The following is a 15,836-nucleotide window of genomic DNA, read 5'->3' as shown; positions in this document are numbered from 1 at the left end:
CTCCGAATACTCAGTATATCCTTTTAAGCGACTCGAATCGGAAAAACATGGGTCTTAACTATCCCGTTCGACAGGGCAAAGTTCGCGACGTCTATGATCTGGGCGAGCAGGTTTTGTTGGTAGCATCCGACCGAATCAGCGCATTTGATTATATTCTGCCATCCCTCATCCCCGATAAGGGGCGGGTCCTGACGCAGATGAGTCAGTACTGGTTCGAAACACTTGATGTTCCCAACCATCTGATTTCGACCGATGTGCACCAGATGAACCTGGAAGGCGACGTTGATCTTGGTGAGCTGGAAGGTCGTGCGACCTTGGCTCGCAAGACAGAAGTTATTCCGATCGAGTGCGTCGTGCGTGGTTATCTCGCTGGTTCGGGCTGGAAGGAGTATCAGCGGAATCAAACGGTCTGCGATATTCCGTTGCCAGAAGGATTGCAGCAAGCAGCCAAGTTGCCTGAGCCCATTTTCACGCCAGCCACTAAGGCGGAAACGGGGCATGACGAGAATATCTCGTTCGAGCGGATGGTTGAAATCGTTGGTCCCGATATGGCGAACCTGCTGCGTGAGAAGAGCATCGCCGTTTACCAAGCAGGTGCCCGGCGGGCACTTGAGCACGGCATTATCATCGCGGATACCAAGTTTGAATGGGGCGTCGTCGATGGAGAGGTGCTTCTGATCGACGAAGTGCTCACGCCGGATAGTTCTCGCTTCTGGCCGCAAGACGAGTACGCCGTGGGAATGAGTCCACCTTCGTTTGACAAGCAGTTCGTCCGCGACTGGTTAGAGGCAAGCACCTGGGATAAGAACAGCGAGCCTCCCACGCTGCCGCAGGGAGTGGTCGAGAAAACACGAGCCAAGTATATCGAAGCCTACGAGCGAATCACCCAGCGCAAGTTCGCGTGGTAGTGACTTCAGGGAGTTAGCTTTCGGAGGTTGGCTCGGGCTGAGTCGACTCCGGCTTGCTCGCTTCTTCCTCTTTGGTCTCCTCGGGCTTGTCCTTTACTTCAGTATCTTCGGCAGGCTGTTGCTTCTCCTCAGCATCTGCTTTTGATTCCAGAAGTGGCAAACGCTCAGCCCGCAGGGCATTGCCGCGGCGATACGGGGAAAGGACGTCGTCGTCATCGGTATAAAAGTCGAAGGCTTTCTGAGCCATCTCCTTGTTTTCGTCTTGCCGTGCGAGTGCTTCGGCACTGCGACCGATGCCATAGAACGCTGCCGACTTGAATCGTGTCCCAGGGAACTCTTTCAAGGTTCCATCTTCAAAGAAGTAGATTGCCGAATCGTACTGCCCGTCTGCTAGAGCGATCACGCCCAGGTTGAAGCTGGAAAGCTCTCGCCACAACAAGACGTTTTTTCGAACCCGGTCGAGAAAGAACTGCTGAACCTTAGGATCGTCCGGCAAGTCCATGCCGCCAACCGCCAGCATTTCGAGTTGTTCACGAGGATTGGCGATTCGGAATTGACGTTCCATCACACGCGTATCCATGAACATTGTCCGGGCACCCAGTTGCTGCGACTCGTCGCTGAATTTGCACATAAGTTGTAACGTTCGCGCGGTGGCGAAGGGAGTCATCGTATCGTAAATCCACCGTTCAACCTGGAAGAGTTGTCCTAGCACTGGGTCGGATAAACGTTTGGCAATTGCCGTTTCAGCTTCGAATGGGGCGGTCCACAGTTGAATGTCGGTAACTCCCTTGAAGCTCGATAGTCGGTCCTTCAACGAAGATGGTTCTACGTGAACTTTCATCGTGGCGTCGCCTGAGAGGACCCCTTCGAGCAACTGCGTTGCTTGAGTTAGCGAGGTCGATGGGGCTTCGATCAGAAGCGTGACCTTCTCGAGATCTTCGGCGGTTGCCGGATACTTGTAGTTCTTGGACGCCATCGCCTGCAGGTCTTCGGGATTCTCTACCAAATGGGACAGGCGTTGAATTCCCTTGCCATCCTTTTCCGAGATAGGAAGTGCGTAGGCCATGTCAAAGAGGAACAACTCTTGACCGATCGCAACGCCGACTACCTGGGGAGCGTCCTCGTCCTGGCCAAATTTCACAACGACAGCGTCCAGGCCTTGTTGGCGACACAGATGGATGAAGACTCGAGCCCGTTCTAACGCGTCTCCTTCGTTCAACTGCAGGGCATTCCAGGCATCGCGACTCGTTCCCGGGGCGAACTTCCCCTGCTCCAGTTCATTGGTACGAACCGGGTGAATGTGCCGGACCGTCCAGTCAAATAGCAAGTAAGCCAATCCGAGGTCATTCACCTGGCTGTCGTCGAGCGTTTGATTGACTTGAGCGTCCAGAAAGGCCTGGATATCCGCCGGAGGCGTCTGATTCTTGCGGACCCAGTCCGAGATGGTTTTGGCCCAATAAGTACCGACCAGAAAGTCAAACTCACTGCCACGAAAAGTAGCCGAGGCGAACTTTTCTGGCTGATCGAGAAATCCTCGACTTTCTAAGTCCTGTAGCCCTGGCAGGCTCTGAATTGCGTCTGGGAGTTCCGCTACCATCGGATCAGGCTGCCAGTTGGGATCGAGCTTTTGCGACATCAACCAGCGATTCATGCGCTCAAGGACTTCAACCTTTACTTTTCCCGATGGGTATCGATCCAGGTCGCGCAGGTAAGTGATCGCTTGATCGACAAATTGCTTGGAACTGCCGGCGTCAGACGCGACGTTCGCTTTCGTGTCATCGACCTGCGGGCGAATCTTCCGTCCACCGCATCCCAGCACAAAAACGAGAAGCAACAGCAAGATGACAGAGGTTCGATGGGTGCGGATCATGGGGATTGATTAACCTTGGGCCGCTGCGCGGACGGCCAAAATACGCTGAAGTAAGTTTTCCAGGTCTGACAACGGAACCATATTCGGACCGTCGCTGGGTGACTTGTCGGGCTCGGGATGGGTTTCCAAAAACAGTCCGTCGATTCCGACCGCCGCGGCGGCCTTGGCAAGGGGAAGAACCATCGCGCGGTTTCCGCCTGTCTGGCTACCCAGTCCGCCAGGTTCTTGAACGCTGTGGGTGGCATCGAACACGACCGGTACGCCGAGCGATCGCATTTCGATCAAGCCTCGCATGTCATTGACGAGGCGACCATAGCCGAAGAACGTTCCGCGTTCGGTCAAAAAGGTTTCTTTCGCACCGGCTTCTTTGAGCTTCTCAACAACGTGCTTCATATCCCAGGGAGCCATGAACTGCCCCTTCTTCACGTTGACCGACTTTCCGGTCTGTGCCGCAGCAACGAGCAAGTCGGTTTGCCGAGCGAGAAAGGCTGGGATCTGAAGGATATCGCAAACTTGGCCCACGGGAGCGGCCTGATAAGACTCGTGGAGATCAGTCGTGACGGGAACTTGGAACTCGGTTCGAACGGCTTCTAATAGCTTCAAACCTTCCTCGAGCCCTAATCCTCTGTACGAATGAATGCTAGTACGGTTCGCTTTATCAAACGAAGCTTTGAAGACCAACTGAATCGGCAGTCGCTCGGCCAGTTGGCACAAATGCTCCGCGATTGGGAATGCTAATTCGCGCGACTCGAGCACACAGGGGCCTGCGATGAGAAGCAATCGCCCTTCATTATTCAGGGCAAACGTCGATGAATTTGGGGCCGAAGCGTTCAAGGGCTATCTCGTGACTAGTAGGGAATCATCCATCCTATTTTCCCGCCGAAGATTCTCCCAGGGCGTCTCAGGTTAATTATTCGCAAAGACTTAGGGCGAAATCTTGGTTAGCCGTATTTTGCCACGAGTTCACAGAAATTCCCATCCGTCCTCGGTGCCCGACATGGGCGCAAGCGATTTAATCGGAAGATCGCTTCGGCGGCACAATCAGCGGGAGATAGTTCGGAAGCACCGAGAGTCGCGTGTCAGTGAAGCCGGCCGGATCGCCATCGGTTTGCATTGCGACCGGACCCGTTGCACAGCGGATTTCCGCCGATTTCGCTTGGAAACGTTTTACGTCACTGCGGTAGGGCATTCTGCCAGAAAGAAGCGATGTAATGTACGAAGTGGTCGCGCCAAACCCCTTTTGCGTCAGCACGCAGATATCGAGCAGACCGTCATCGGGGACGGCATCGGGCGTCATTTCAAGCCCCAACGCATACCGCGGCACGTTAAAAGCAAATACCCAGTAGCCTTCGGTTTGGGTTCGACTGCCATCGGCAAGTTCGATATCGAGTTCCAACTTGGGGTACGGGTACTTCGCCAGCATCTCAAAAGTCGGTTTTACGTAATGAAACTTGGTGAGATGCCCACTCCGTCGTCCGTGCACATGGTGGACGACTTCCGCTTCAAACCCGACTGAGAGCATCAATAGGAAGGTCCGGTCATCGATCTGCCCGGCATCCAGTCGCTTAACAACACGCTTCGACAACATCTTTGCGAATGCACCGATATCGGTAGGGATTCGCAAATATTTCGCCAGGATGTTCTCGGTTCCCGCTGGGTAGATCGCGATGGGCACCGTCCCGCCGGTTTGGCCTGCGATCATGGCAGCCGTTCCGTCCCCCCCCACAGAGACGATGAATTCTGGCCGTGCAGCCGTGTCGTCTGCCCATTGGCAAGCCAATTGCTCTGGAGAGTTGATCTCGACTGTATTCAGCCCTAAGTCCTGCAGAAGTCGGCGCAGACTCGCATGTCGCTGCGGCTTGTCATAGCCGCCGGCAATGCGATTGATGAATAGCCAAGCGGTATCTGTGGAAGTGGCTTGGCGAGTGTCCGTCGTGGTCACAGCTGCAATGCTCTTGTAGTTAGGTCAGGCAAAGGATGTCTTCATCCTATCGGTCTGTCGGTAAAAAACGAAGGACCACGCCGTGGCATTTCAATTTGAGACGTTTTCACCCTGATGTTGCGGTCAATATCGGGCATGTCTCAAAATGAAAACGCCTCCTGTCGTGCTAAAGCATTTGTATAAAGCATCTTACGAGGATACATCTCGATTTCAGACAAATGGTCAGGAAAATTACTGCCAAAAATAGTCAAAAATAGGGGTGTGTATTATTTCTTTGTGGAATCTTGAGTCACGTCTGCAAAATTCACATTTGTCGCTATTTATGGGTGCCCTAACGCACTTTTTATAAAGTTCTACGTGCAAGCAAGTTCGGATGAATGTTCAGATTTTTCACCAGTTTGGTTCGGCAGTTGCACATTGGGAGATCATCGGCTCCTCGGAGGAGTCGGTAAGCTGGCCCGTGGGGCCGCTGTCGAACTTAAGCTGGATGGTTTGCCTTGCCCCTGACGATTCAGCTTCTCCAACGCGGGTTGGTACGACAGCGGTCCCTCGATTTTTTCTTGGGACTCTCTCTCCCTAAGTGGCATTTCTTCCTTGGTTTAGCTTGGTTTTCTGCGAGCTTTTGAGTCCAAGGTTAAACTGGGTAATTGGCGTGCAGGTCCGACCCTGCCTTTGTTTCTAAAATCAATGGTTAGGGTAAGTTGACGCAATCCATGAGCTTCAGTATCTTGGAGCGTTTTGATTCGCGACTCGCGAATAAGCCAGCGTAGCTTCAATTGGCAGAGCACAGCATTCGTAATGCTGGGGTTACGAGTTCGACTCTCGTCGCTGGCTCTTCTTGTTTCCCAAATGCGGATGGGTATTTGACTCGCTTCCAGTAGGGACCGGTCCTTAACTTGGTTAAGAAAAGCGGGGAAACATAGTGCCCAGTTATCTCCCCCGAGCTTTCGCACTTGGGCCTCGACAAAAACGTTTGGAGCCCCGTTGATGATTCAAGGAATCGATTTCGACCTTAAGAGCGTTGTTCTCACGAACTCTTCCTTCGGTCCGGAGGAAATTCGTCAGATCCTGCGAACCGTAGGACGCGACTACAACGCTTTCTCGACGCTTCGCGACAGCGTTTCCGAATTGGAAGGCCAGTCGGAAGAACGTTCGCCGGCCACCAACGTTCGGTTGGGCGTGTGCCAGTTCATCATGGGTAACTACAGCGGTGCCGTTCAAACGCTTTCGGCCGCCGACGGTGGAGCCCTAGCCCACTACTACCTGGGTCGCAGCTACTTCTGCATGCAAGACTTCGACAAGGCGATCGAAGCCTTCCAGTCCGCTCAGACTGCTGGTTACAACAAAGACGATTGTCAGCTAGGCATCATCGAGTCGCTTCGCAGCAAGGGCGATTCCGAGCAGGCCCTGCAGATGCTGGACAACATGTTCGGCCCGATCGAATCGACCGCTAACTACCTGTATCAGCGTGGTGCTACGATCGCTTCGCTGGGCGGTAACCCGGCGGAAGTGGTTGCTCTTTACGAGCGAGCCGTGGAAGCGGATCCTGGTCACGCTGGGGCTCTCTTCGGTCTGGCTTTGGAAAACGATCGTCGCGGTAACGACGCGATGGCCTTGCAGCTTTACCAGAATGCTGCCGCCGTTTTCCCAACCCACGTCGGTGCTCTTTTGAACCTTGGTTTGCTGCACGAAGATCGTGGTGAATACGATCGTGCGACGCACTGCTACCAGCGCGTTCTCGATTCGTATCCGACCGAGAAGCGAGCTCGTATGTACATGAAGGATGCCCAAGCATCTGGTGACATGTACTACGACGAAGAAGAACAAAAGAAACGCGACCGCATGTCGCAGGTTCTCAGCATTCCGGTTACCGACTTCGAATTGTCGGTCCGCAGCCGGAACTGCCTGCAGAAGATGGGCATCATGACCCTCGGCGACCTGTGCCGCTGCTCGGAGCAAGAGCTTCTGGCAAGTAAGAACTTCGGCGAAACGTCGCTGATTGAAATTCGCGATATGCTGCGTTCCAAGGGCCTGGAATTGGGCCAGATGTCGAACGAAAAGCCATCGACGCCTGAAGTCAGCTACGACACCTCGGGGCTCTCGCCAGACGAACAGGCTCTGCTGGATCGTCCGATTGCCGAGCTCAGCTTGTCGGTTCGTGCCCGCAAGTGCATGGTTCGCTTGGGTATCTCGACCATCGGCGAACTGGTTCGACGCACCGGCGACGAACTTCTCGAATGCAAGAACTTCGGTGTGACCAGCTTGAACGAAGTTCGCGAGAAGCTGACTTCCTACAATCTGAAGCTTCGCGGCGACTAATTATTCGCCGTGCGGCCCGTGGCCTAAAACTCAAACCCATGCGGTTAGCCGCGTGGGTTTTTTCATGGAGCTTCGAGACACTTTGGATCAATATGCGTTTGATCGTCCCCCGGAAGTCGACTGGTTTCAGTACAACCTGAAGCATGAAGACACCACGTCGAAGGCGCGTCGCGGGGAGTTCGTGACGCCACACGGTGTCGTGCAAACGCCGGCGTTCATGCCGGTGGGCACCCAGGGAACGGTTAAAGGTCTCGAGATCGGCATGGTGCGTCAGGCCGGTGCTGAGATGATCTTGGGCAACACATATCATCTCTCGCTGCGGCCAGGCGATGATATCGTTGCCGAGCTAGGCGGCCTGCATAAGTTTATGGACTGGCATGGCCCCATTCTGACAGACAGTGGCGGCTTTCAGATCTTCAGTCTGGCGCAGATGCGAAAGATCACCGAGAAAGAGGCGATCTTTCAGTCGCATATCGACGGTCGCAAGATTCATCTTTCGCCAGAACGCAGTATCGAGATCCAAGAGAACCTCGGCAGTGATATTGCGATGGTCCTTGATCATGTGGTCGAGTTGCCCAACGAAACGAAAGTGATTCGCGAAGCGATGGACCGCTCGATTCGCTGGGCCAAGCGATGTCAGGATGCCGCAACCCGTAAGGATCAGGCTCAATTCGCGATCGTTCAGGGAGGCCTGGATGAAGGTCTTCGCGTCGAATGTGCCGAGCGTTTGGCGGAACTGGAGTTCCCCGGCTATGCCATTGGCGGGTTGAGCGTCGGTGAGCCGCCTCCGGAGATGTATCGAATTCTTGATGCGACCTGCCCTGCTCTGCCGACCAGCAAGCCGCGGTACTTGATGGGAGTCGGTCGACCGGAGGACCTGCTGGAAGGGATTCGCCGCGGGGTCGATCTGTTCGACTGCGTGATGCCGACGCGAAACGGACGCAATGCCCTGGCCTTCACCGACGAAGGAACCGTTCGTCTCCGCAACGCGAAGTATCAGCGAGATCCGACGCCGCTGGATCCTAAGAGCGTGCCTCAGGTGGCCGGGCTCAGCCGGGCTTATTTCCGTCATTTATTCATGGCGAAAGAGATGCTGGGGCCGATCTTGTTGTCCTTGCACAACGTGGCATATTACCAGCGGCTGATGCGTGAGGCTCGCCAGGCGATTGAAGAAGATCGATTCGAGGCCTATTACGAGCAAAAGATGGCAGGCTGGGCGTCCGGCAACTGAGTCTTTCTTGGATTCTTCGCAAAGTTCGTGAATCCTCTCACCGCTCTTCGGCTTCCAAGAGGGTACGTCGACCTCTATGCCTGCGCGCCGAATCCCGAAGGAGCTTCTGATGCATCTCTCTGCCACGACTGGGCGAGTCCTGTTGGCCATTCTGTTTTCCCTCGCCCTGAACTGCTTTGCTGGCCAGGCAGTATTTGCGGATGATTGGCCCCAATGGATGGGACCGCAGCGTGATGATGTTTACCACGAGTCGGGCGTGATCCGTGCCATTCCCGATGATGGATTGAAGGTAAAGTGGCGAGTTCCGATTTCCGGAGGCTATGCCGGCCCAGCGGTGGCCAACGGTCGTGTTTTTGTGACCGACTATCTGTCCGAGTCGAACGAGATCTCAAACAACCCTGGTGCTCGCCAGGATCGCCAAGGCAAAGAGCGCGTACTCGCTTTCGACGCCGAGTCCGGCAAAAAACTGTGGGAATATGCCTACGATCGTCCCTACTCCATTAGTTATGCCGTCGGTCCGCGATGCACTCCGACCGTCGACGGTGAGCTGCTTTACTGGATGGGTGCCGAGGGAGATCTCGTCTGCCTGCAGGTCGAAACGGGCGAGTTGGCGTGGCGTCGGAGTTTGGTCGATGATTTTGGGGCCAAGATCCCAATCTGGGGGTGCGCCGGGCATCCGCTGGTCGATGGCGACTTGCTTTACATCATGGTTGGTGGCGAGGGCCAGGGTGTTGTGGCCCTTGATAAGCGATCTGGCGAAGTGCAGTGGAAGGCACTCGATACGAAGATGGGCTACGCTCCGCCATCGATTATTGAAGCGGCCGGCACGCGGCAGCTGATCATCTATCACCCGGAAGGGGTGGCTTCGCTCAATCCCAAGACAGGTGAGCAGTACTGGCAAGTTCCCATTGAGCCTGGGTATGAGATGTCAGTCGCTCGTCCGATGGTCGATGGAAACCGCATGTATGCCAGCGGAATTGGTAACCAATCGGTCATGATCGAGCTCGATGAGAGCCATCCGGGGGCAAAAGCGCTTTGGCATGGAGAACCCAAGACTTCGGTCTACAGCGGCACCTCGACTCCAGTTTTTGTGGATGGCGTGGTCTACGGGAGTGACTGTAACGTCGGTAGCTTGATTGCCGTGGATGCCGAAAACGGGGATCGTCTGTGGACCACGTTCGAGGCGACCGTGCCCGACGAAACTAGGTTCATCAAGCATGGAACGGCGTTTGTGACGCGACTTGGGGATAGTGACCGGTACCTGCTTTTCAGCGAAGTGGGTGATTTGTTGATTGCTAAAATGACCAAAAGCGGCTTCGAGTCGCTAGGAAGCTTCCATGTTCTCGATCCCACGAGCGAGGCTTTCGGCCGAGAGGTTGTCTGGACGCACCCTGCTTATGCACAGCAAACGGGCTTTTTCCGCAACGACAAAGAACTGGTCGCCGTCGATCTGGAGCAAAAATAGACTCGACAGGGTGGTTTGGGTAATCCCTGTCGCCGACAACCGTAAGGCGGAGGGCAAAAGGTGGTCTATAAGGCCACCTTTTGCTGTTTTTGGGCGTCTTGGCCGCTATTGCCGGTATAGAACGAAACTCTTATCATGAGCGGTTTCAATGTGCTGTCACTTTGTGGACGGTACAGAAGCAAGTCCATTCTCTCGGTGATTCTGACCTTATTCAGGAGTGGCGGCGGCCCTTAGGGGGACGCGGCGACAACTGGGGCAGCGGAATGCTATCAGGGAGCCAGGCAAGTGGTAGGAAGCGTCGGCGGAAATGTTTGATTTGACGGCTATGCCGGTTCACATCTTAGCGCAAGAAGGCGGTTTCACGAATCCTCTGACCTGGTTGCCCATCGTGGCCATTCTGGTGTTGGGTTACTTCATGTTGATCCGGCCGGAGCAGAAAAAAGCCTCCGATGCCCAGAAAATGCTGGAAGGGATCAAGAAGAATGACCGCGTGGAGACGATCGGAGGGATCATCGCCACGGTGGTTAGCGTGAAGAAAGACCAGCAAGAGGTTGTACTTCGCCTGGACGACAAGTCGGGCACAGAGATGCGGGTTCGTTTGCGAGCGATTGCCACTGTTCTCTCGCGAGAGGGAAAAGCGAGCGATAACGCCGAATCCAAGACTCCGCCTGCTTCGGCTTAAATGGACGATTCAAGGACGAATTCCCCTTTCCATATTCCACCATACGACTTGCCTGGGACCGCAGAAGTTCCCACGGCTTGGAGACACGCAATGCAGAAGAGTTGCACGATTTTTGCTGTCATGCTCGTGCTGACGCTGACCGTCACATTGTTGACCGGCGTCGATTTCGGGCTGGACGCCGGCGGAAGTTCGTGGCTGGGCTCAACCGCGATGGCACAAGAAGCGCCTTCGCCTGAAGTACCGGTCCCTACTGTTGATGCCGCACCAGCTGAAACGCCGAGTTCTGGAAGTTCAGAGACATTCAACGTGCTGGGGATTATTCTCCTCACGATTGTGGTGCCGTACATCTTAGGCTTTTGGTTGGCGACTGCGATTCGCTTGCCAGAGCTGAGCCGTAAGCTGGGCATTATCTTTGCCAGCCTGGTGTGCAGTGTCACGATTTGTTTTCTGCTGTGGCCTCCCAAGTTTGGTATCGACCTGCAAGGTGGTGTCATTCTGGTTTACGAAGTCGACGAGCAGGCCAGCTTGGACCTCTTGGCTTCGGACTCCGACAGCCAAGGCTTTGATACGACTCCCGAAAAGCAGCTTGAGCAAGGTACGGCTCAGTTGATCACGCAGCTGCAAAAGCGTATCAATCCGTCCGGTGTTTCCGAGGTGGTTATTCGTCCTTACGGCGAAAACCAGGTGGAAGTCATTGTTCCACAAGCTGAATCGGCGGACCTCGACTCGATCAAGCGGCTCATCACCAAGGCTGGTGTGCTCGACTTCATGATCGTGGCCAACAAGCAAGACCACGATTACCTGATCACGCGTGCGGAAGATGAAGCTCAGATCGGTGTGACCTTTGTCACCGACCGCGAAGGCAACCGTATCGGCCGCTGGGTTCGCGTCGACGACGACGCCCGGGGCGCCGTGGGCGAGCCTAACTTCGCCAACCCAAACTTGACGCCCTACCTCAATAGCCAACGTCACCTGGTGCGTGGCGGTGGGCCAGGCGTGCCGTTTGAAGTGCTGATGCGTGTTGAACGTCCCGAGGCTCGCCTGGGTGGTAAGCACCTTTCATCCTCGGCCGTTACCCGAGATGAATATGGTAAGCCGGCAGTCTCCTTCGAGTTTGGCGTCGATGGTGCCAACCGCATGGGACGGCTTTCGCAAGAGAATCTGAGTGAGCCGAACATCCCGCGTAAGCTGGGGATCGTGATGGATAACTTCCTGATCTCGGCTCCACGTATCAATGCGATGATTACCGATCGCGGTATCATCACCGGTGATTTCACGCAGCAGGAAGTGACTGACCTGGTTCAGGTGCTTCGCAGCGGTAAGCTGCCGGTCGTGCTTCGCAAAGAACCAATCAGCGAACAAAAGATCAGCGCTACGCTGGGTGACGACACGATCCGTAAAGGTCGTATCGCGATCACCATCTCGTTGATCGCTGTCTTGATCTTCATGGCGATTTACTACCAAGTTGCCGGCTTGGTGGCATGTTTTGCCCTGGTCTTCAACCTGATCTTGATCTTGGCCGTCATGATTGCGATCAAGGCCGACCTCACGCTACCAGGTATCGCCGGTTTGGTGTTAACCGTGGGTATGGCGGTCGATGCGAACGTGCTGATCTATGAGCGTATACGTGAAGAATTAAGTGGCGGGGCTTCATTGAAAGTTGCCCTTTCCAATGGTTTCGGCAAAGCCATGTCGACCATTGTGGACGCCAATATTACGACGCTCATCACCGCCGCCGTGCTGTACCGCATTGGTACTGACCAGGTGCGTGGTTTCGCCGTGACTTTGTTTGTCGGTATTTTGATGAGTATGTTTACCGCGATCTATGTTTCGCGTGGCATTTTCGACATTCTCGAAAAGAAGCGTATTCTTTCGACGCTCAAGTTCATGCCGTCGGCCTCCAGCATTGGCTACGACTTCATCGGCAAGCAGAAGATTGCCGGGATGATCTCGCTGGTAGTAATTCTGGTCGGCATGATCGGGGTTGGTGTTCGTGGCAAAGATATCTTCGACATTGACTTCAACGGTGGTTCCTCGGTTCAGGTCTTCCTAGAAGAACCGATGGCGATTTCCGAGGTTCGTAGCAAGTTGACCGGCGTCCTGCCTGACCTCTCGGTCAGTGCCGTGACAATGGAAGGCTACGAAGATCGTATCTACAAGGTAGATACTTCGATGTCGGAGTACGGGCAGCTTGGTAAGGTCGTGATTACCGACCGCACCGGAGCTTCGGCCGAGGTTGACCTGGCCGGCGTAGAAACCCTGACAGGAATCATCGACCGTCTGGCCTCCGCCGAAGTTGGTGTGGCTGTTCTGCAGAACACCGACGGTGACGGAATCGAATTCCAAGACGAGACCGGTGCTGATTCCGGTTCGATGTCGGTTAAGAATGTTGATGATGACACGCAGACCGCGGATCACCTGCGCATGAACTTCAGTACGGATGCTTTGCGGTACAACACCGGCGCTATTCCCGCGGGTGTGGAAGTTGTTCAGGATCGGATCTCGCAAGTGTTCACCGGCCCCAATGGCGAAAGCCAGCTGGTGATGCACAACATGGACTTCGCTCCACCAGCGGCAGCGTCCGGTGCTCAGAGCACGCCGCCAGCTGAGGTCGAAGCTCCAGAGACTTCGCCGACAACGACAGAGCCAGCTGAATCGGCTCCTGAACCAGAAGCGACCGAAGATAAGAAAGAAGAAGCACCTGCGGAAACTCCGGAAGAAAAGCCTGAGACTCCCGAAGGTGATATGCAATCGTTCCTGGCTCCTGTTTCTTCCCGCCTGATCGCCATGCTGCCGTGGCACGTCTCAATGGACATGCTTCTGCAAGACAACGGCGAAGAAGAAGCTCCGGCACCTGAGAAGCCTGCTGAAGACGCTCCTGCTGAGGAAAAGCCGGCAGAAGAGAAACCAGCAGAAACGCCACCGGCAGATGATAAGCCGATGGAAGAGGCTCCGATGGAGGACAAGCCAGCTGAAGAGCCGGCCGCTCCAATGGAAGAAGCTCCGGCTGCCGAAACGCCGATGGCTGATGCACCGATGGAAGAGCCTCCTGCGGAAGGCCCAGCGGTTGATCCACTTGGTCCTTTGGCCCCGGCTGCGGAAGCTCCTCGCTTCAACACGCAGACTGAAATGTCGTTTGACGAAGGTATCAGCGCCGAAACCGTGCGTACTTTGGTCAACGATGCGGCGGATGCCTTGCGAGTCGCTCGTCCGGAGATTGCTCTGTTGGACAATGAAGGCAAACCGCTGCCAGTTGACAGTCGCGTCAGCCAGACGACTTGGACGGTCAAGCTTTCGACCACGCCGGATGAGTCTGCCAAGATTCTGGAGCAGGTCAGCAAGAAGCTCGATTCAACGCCCGTCTGGCCTTCGTCCAGCAAGATCGGTAGTAAGGTTGCCGGCGACATGCAAACCATGGCGATCTTCGCCATCAGTTTCTGTCTGATCGGGATCGTAGGTTACATTTGGTTCCGCTTCCAAAGCGTCGCCTTTGGTGTTGCCGCTGTGGTCGCCTTGGTTCACGACGTGTTGGTTACGCTGGGCTTCATTGCTCTCAGCGTTTGGCTGGCACCTGTGTTTGGCTTCCTTCAGGTGACGGAATTCAAGATCAGCCTGCCGGTCGTTGCAGCCTTCTTGACAATCATCGGGTATTCGCTGAACGATACGATCGTGATCTTCGACCGGATCCGTGAAGTCCGCGGCAAGAGCCCTCAGCTGACCAGCGAGATGGTCAACATTAGCATCAACCAAACCCTGGGGCGTACGTTGCTAACATCGCTCACGACGTTGATCGTGGTGCTGATCCTTTACTTCATTGGTGGTGAAGGAATTCATAGCTTCTCGTTCTCGTTGGTTATTGGTGTGATCGCCGGTACCTACAGTACGGTCTTCATCGCTTGCCCGGTTCTTATCTGGTTGATGAACCGCGATAAGGGTTCCAAGAAGGCGGAAGCCTAAAGGGGAAAGCCCTCAGCTTCGCTAATCGACAAACTTTACGAAGTCGGCATCATGTGATGCCGGCTTCTTTTTTTGCGCGCAAACCGAACGCTTCTGCACGAACTGGCCAGCGCAAGCATCGCGTATGAGATTGTGGTAACAGTGTTCCTCTTCGGTTGGGATAGGTGTCACTGCTGGCTCGTGCTTGGGTTTCCAAGAATGAGCCCTGCGGACTTCGTCGGTTTTCCGGCGAACTTCGGATCGGGTCCTGAAGCAGACCGCATGGCTCAATCTTTCACGAGACGAGCTCGGCAGTGGCACCTTCAATCGACTGTTGCATTCACCACGTTTTTCGTAGCCGGAAAAGTCTTCCAGCGCAAAGTTTGCCTGACACGCGCGTCGCTTACGTTCGCACCCCGGCCAGGAGAAAAACGTGCTGAAGCACAACAGAAATTGAAGAGAGCGACGCTAGCATGCGTCGATGAAACGAAGCATCAGGATGGTCTTCGAAGAGTAATGCAATGGATGGCGTACACGTGACTCCCCAAGACGACGGTACGCAACATGAACGGCGATTCAAAACTTCTTACCTTGGCCGCACTAGGAGTGATTGGCCTTGGTTCCGCCATGCCCTATTGGTCGGCATGGTCGGCTCCCGATCAGGCTCCGCCTGAGATTTCCACCGCCCAACCGGCGGCACCGCAACCAGCGGCTGAACCTCAGTTCACCGCGCAGCAATACTGGGATCAACAAGTATCCCGGCCCGATGTCGTGACGCTAACGCCTCGCGGCGGGCAAAGTATGGGGCTTGATAACCCTGCCCAGATTCCTTCCCTTTCGATGGACATGCAGCAAGCGACTCCGGTCGCAGCCCAGCCAATTTTGGCGAACGTGCCCATCAATCAAGTCGGTAGCGTCTCGTTGGCTTCTCGCGTAGAAGACATGAACGCACCGAAGACTGCCTCACACGCGGTGGTTCCGATCGAGATCCCAGGCTCAGCGAAACCGCTGCCGCCAACGGTGACCTCACCGGTGATTACCACGCGGCAGGTTATGAAGCCGGAACTGCCAGAGACGCAAGTCCAGCAGCAGTTCACTCCCCTACCCCGTATCGCGCCACCTAGTCACGGCGCGAGTAACAGCGGATCAGCGATAACGCGGGAGCACCGCGTACGAGATGGTGATAGCCTGGAGTCGATTGCCGAGAAATACCTCGGCGATCCGCTCCTCGCGGACACGATCTTTCGAGCCAACCGGTCTCAGCTCGATAACCCCGAGCTGTTGCCGATCGGCATAACCCTGGCGATTCCCAGTTCTGCGATTGTGGAAGAAGCCGCTCCCGAGATTGATGGGCGACTCAGACCGATGACCCGTCTGCGTCCGGTTTCCACCGCCGCTGACCCGCGCGGTGGAGATCAACCTTGGACAACACTATCGCCGCCGGGAACCTAGACTGGTTCCTAGCGGCCTTGGCTGGCGTTAG

The 15,836-nt window shown here is 55.2% G+C and carries 10 protein-coding genes and 1 tRNA gene; 8 read left to right on the top strand and 3 right to left on the bottom strand.

Features of this window, described 5'->3' with window-relative positions; genetic code table 11:
• The first annotated feature begins 47 nt into the window (after window positions 1-47).
• On the top strand, window positions 48-908 hold the full coding sequence (locus PSR63_RS02000; protein WP_274330293.1) for a phosphoribosylaminoimidazolesuccinocarboxamide synthase: 861 nt from the start codon (window positions 48-50) through the stop codon (window positions 906-908).
• 13 nt (window positions 909-921) lie between these two features.
• Here the strand turns inward: PSR63_RS02000 and PSR63_RS01995 are convergent, their stop codons facing one another.
• From PSR63_RS01995 to PSR63_RS01985, 3 genes are all read right to left on the bottom strand, one after another.
• Window positions 922-2,778, bottom strand: a complete 1,857-nt coding sequence (locus PSR63_RS01995) for a tetratricopeptide repeat protein (protein WP_274330291.1) — start codon at window positions 2,776-2,778, stop codon at window positions 922-924.
• A 9-nt stretch (window positions 2,779-2,787) separates the two neighbouring features.
• Window positions 2,788-3,612 (bottom strand): 3-deoxy-8-phosphooctulonate synthase, encoded by an 825-nt coding sequence (kdsA, locus tag PSR63_RS01990; RefSeq protein ID WP_274330289.1) that lies wholly within the window; start codon window positions 3,610-3,612, stop codon window positions 2,788-2,790.
• A gap of 178 nt (window positions 3,613-3,790) precedes the next feature.
• Complete coding sequence (locus tag PSR63_RS01985) at window positions 3,791-4,720, bottom strand: diacylglycerol/lipid kinase family protein (RefSeq protein WP_274330287.1); 930 nt, start codon at window positions 4,718-4,720, stop codon at window positions 3,791-3,793.
• A 760-nt stretch (window positions 4,721-5,480) separates the two neighbouring features.
• On the opposite strand from PSR63_RS01985, the gene PSR63_RS01980 reads away from it, so the two are divergent.
• The 7 genes from PSR63_RS01980 to PSR63_RS01950 all read left to right on the top strand — a co-directional run bounded on the left by PSR63_RS01980 (window position 5,481) and on the right by PSR63_RS01950 (window position 15,805).
• Window positions 5,481-5,554, top strand: a tRNA-Thr gene (locus tag PSR63_RS01980).
• 153 nt (window positions 5,555-5,707) lie between these two features.
• Window positions 5,708-7,039 (top strand): DNA-directed RNA polymerase subunit alpha C-terminal domain-containing protein, encoded by a 1,332-nt coding sequence (locus tag PSR63_RS01975; RefSeq protein WP_274330285.1) that lies wholly within the window; start codon window positions 5,708-5,710, stop codon window positions 7,037-7,039.
• A 64-nt stretch (window positions 7,040-7,103) separates the two neighbouring features.
• Window positions 7,104-8,270 carry a tRNA guanosine(34) transglycosylase Tgt gene (gene tgt, locus PSR63_RS01970; protein ID WP_274330283.1) on the top strand — a complete coding sequence of 389 codons (1,167 nt, stop codon included), beginning with the start codon at window positions 7,104-7,106 and terminating at the stop codon, window positions 8,268-8,270.
• A gap of 109 nt (window positions 8,271-8,379) precedes the next feature.
• Window positions 8,380-9,735 carry a PQQ-binding-like beta-propeller repeat protein gene (locus tag PSR63_RS01965; protein WP_274330282.1) on the top strand — a complete coding sequence of 452 codons (1,356 nt, stop codon included), beginning with the start codon at window positions 8,380-8,382 and terminating at the stop codon, window positions 9,733-9,735.
• Between the two features lie 307 nt (window positions 9,736-10,042).
• Window positions 10,043-10,417 carry a preprotein translocase subunit YajC gene (gene yajC / locus PSR63_RS01960; protein ID WP_274330280.1) on the top strand — a complete coding sequence of 125 codons (375 nt, stop codon included), beginning with the start codon at window positions 10,043-10,045 and terminating at the stop codon, window positions 10,415-10,417.
• Window positions 10,418-10,507: 90 nt separating this feature from the next.
• Window positions 10,508-14,374 carry a protein translocase subunit SecD gene (gene secD / locus PSR63_RS01955; RefSeq protein ID WP_274330278.1) on the top strand — a complete coding sequence of 1,289 codons (3,867 nt, stop codon included), beginning with the start codon at window positions 10,508-10,510 and terminating at the stop codon, window positions 14,372-14,374.
• A gap of 543 nt (window positions 14,375-14,917) precedes the next feature.
• Window positions 14,918-15,805 (top strand): LysM peptidoglycan-binding domain-containing protein, encoded by an 888-nt coding sequence (locus PSR63_RS01950; RefSeq protein WP_274330276.1) that lies wholly within the window; start codon window positions 14,918-14,920, stop codon window positions 15,803-15,805.
• The last annotated feature ends 31 nt before the right edge of the window (window positions 15,806-15,836 follow it).

The organism is Bremerella sp. P1, from assembly GCF_028748185.1.
Lineage (GTDB): Bacteria > Planctomycetota > Planctomycetia > Pirellulales > Pirellulaceae > Bremerella.
The sequence above is the reverse complement of the archived record's forward strand: the minus strand, read 5'-3'. Positions and strand labels throughout refer to the sequence as shown.

Coding starts and splice junctions, on each gene's coding strand:
- tgt (WP_274330283.1), top strand. CDS start 7,104: ATGGAGCTTCGAGACACTTTGGATCAATATGCGTTTGATCGTCCCCCG.
- PSR63_RS01950 (WP_274330276.1), top strand. CDS start 14,918: ATGAACGGCGATTCAAAACTTCTTACCTTGGCCGCACTAGGAGTGATT.
- yajC (WP_274330280.1), top strand. CDS start 10,043: ATGTTTGATTTGACGGCTATGCCGGTTCACATCTTAGCGCAAGAAGGC.
- PSR63_RS01975 (WP_274330285.1), top strand. CDS start 5,708: ATGATTCAAGGAATCGATTTCGACCTTAAGAGCGTTGTTCTCACGAAC.
- PSR63_RS01965 (WP_274330282.1), top strand. CDS start 8,380: ATGCATCTCTCTGCCACGACTGGGCGAGTCCTGTTGGCCATTCTGTTT.
- secD (WP_274330278.1), top strand. CDS start 10,508: ATGCAGAAGAGTTGCACGATTTTTGCTGTCATGCTCGTGCTGACGCTG.
- PSR63_RS01995 (WP_274330291.1), bottom strand. CDS start 2,778: ATGATCCGCACCCATCGAACCTCTGTCATCTTGCTGTTGCTTCTCGTT.
- PSR63_RS02000 (WP_274330293.1), top strand. CDS start 48: ATGGGTCTTAACTATCCCGTTCGACAGGGCAAAGTTCGCGACGTCTAT.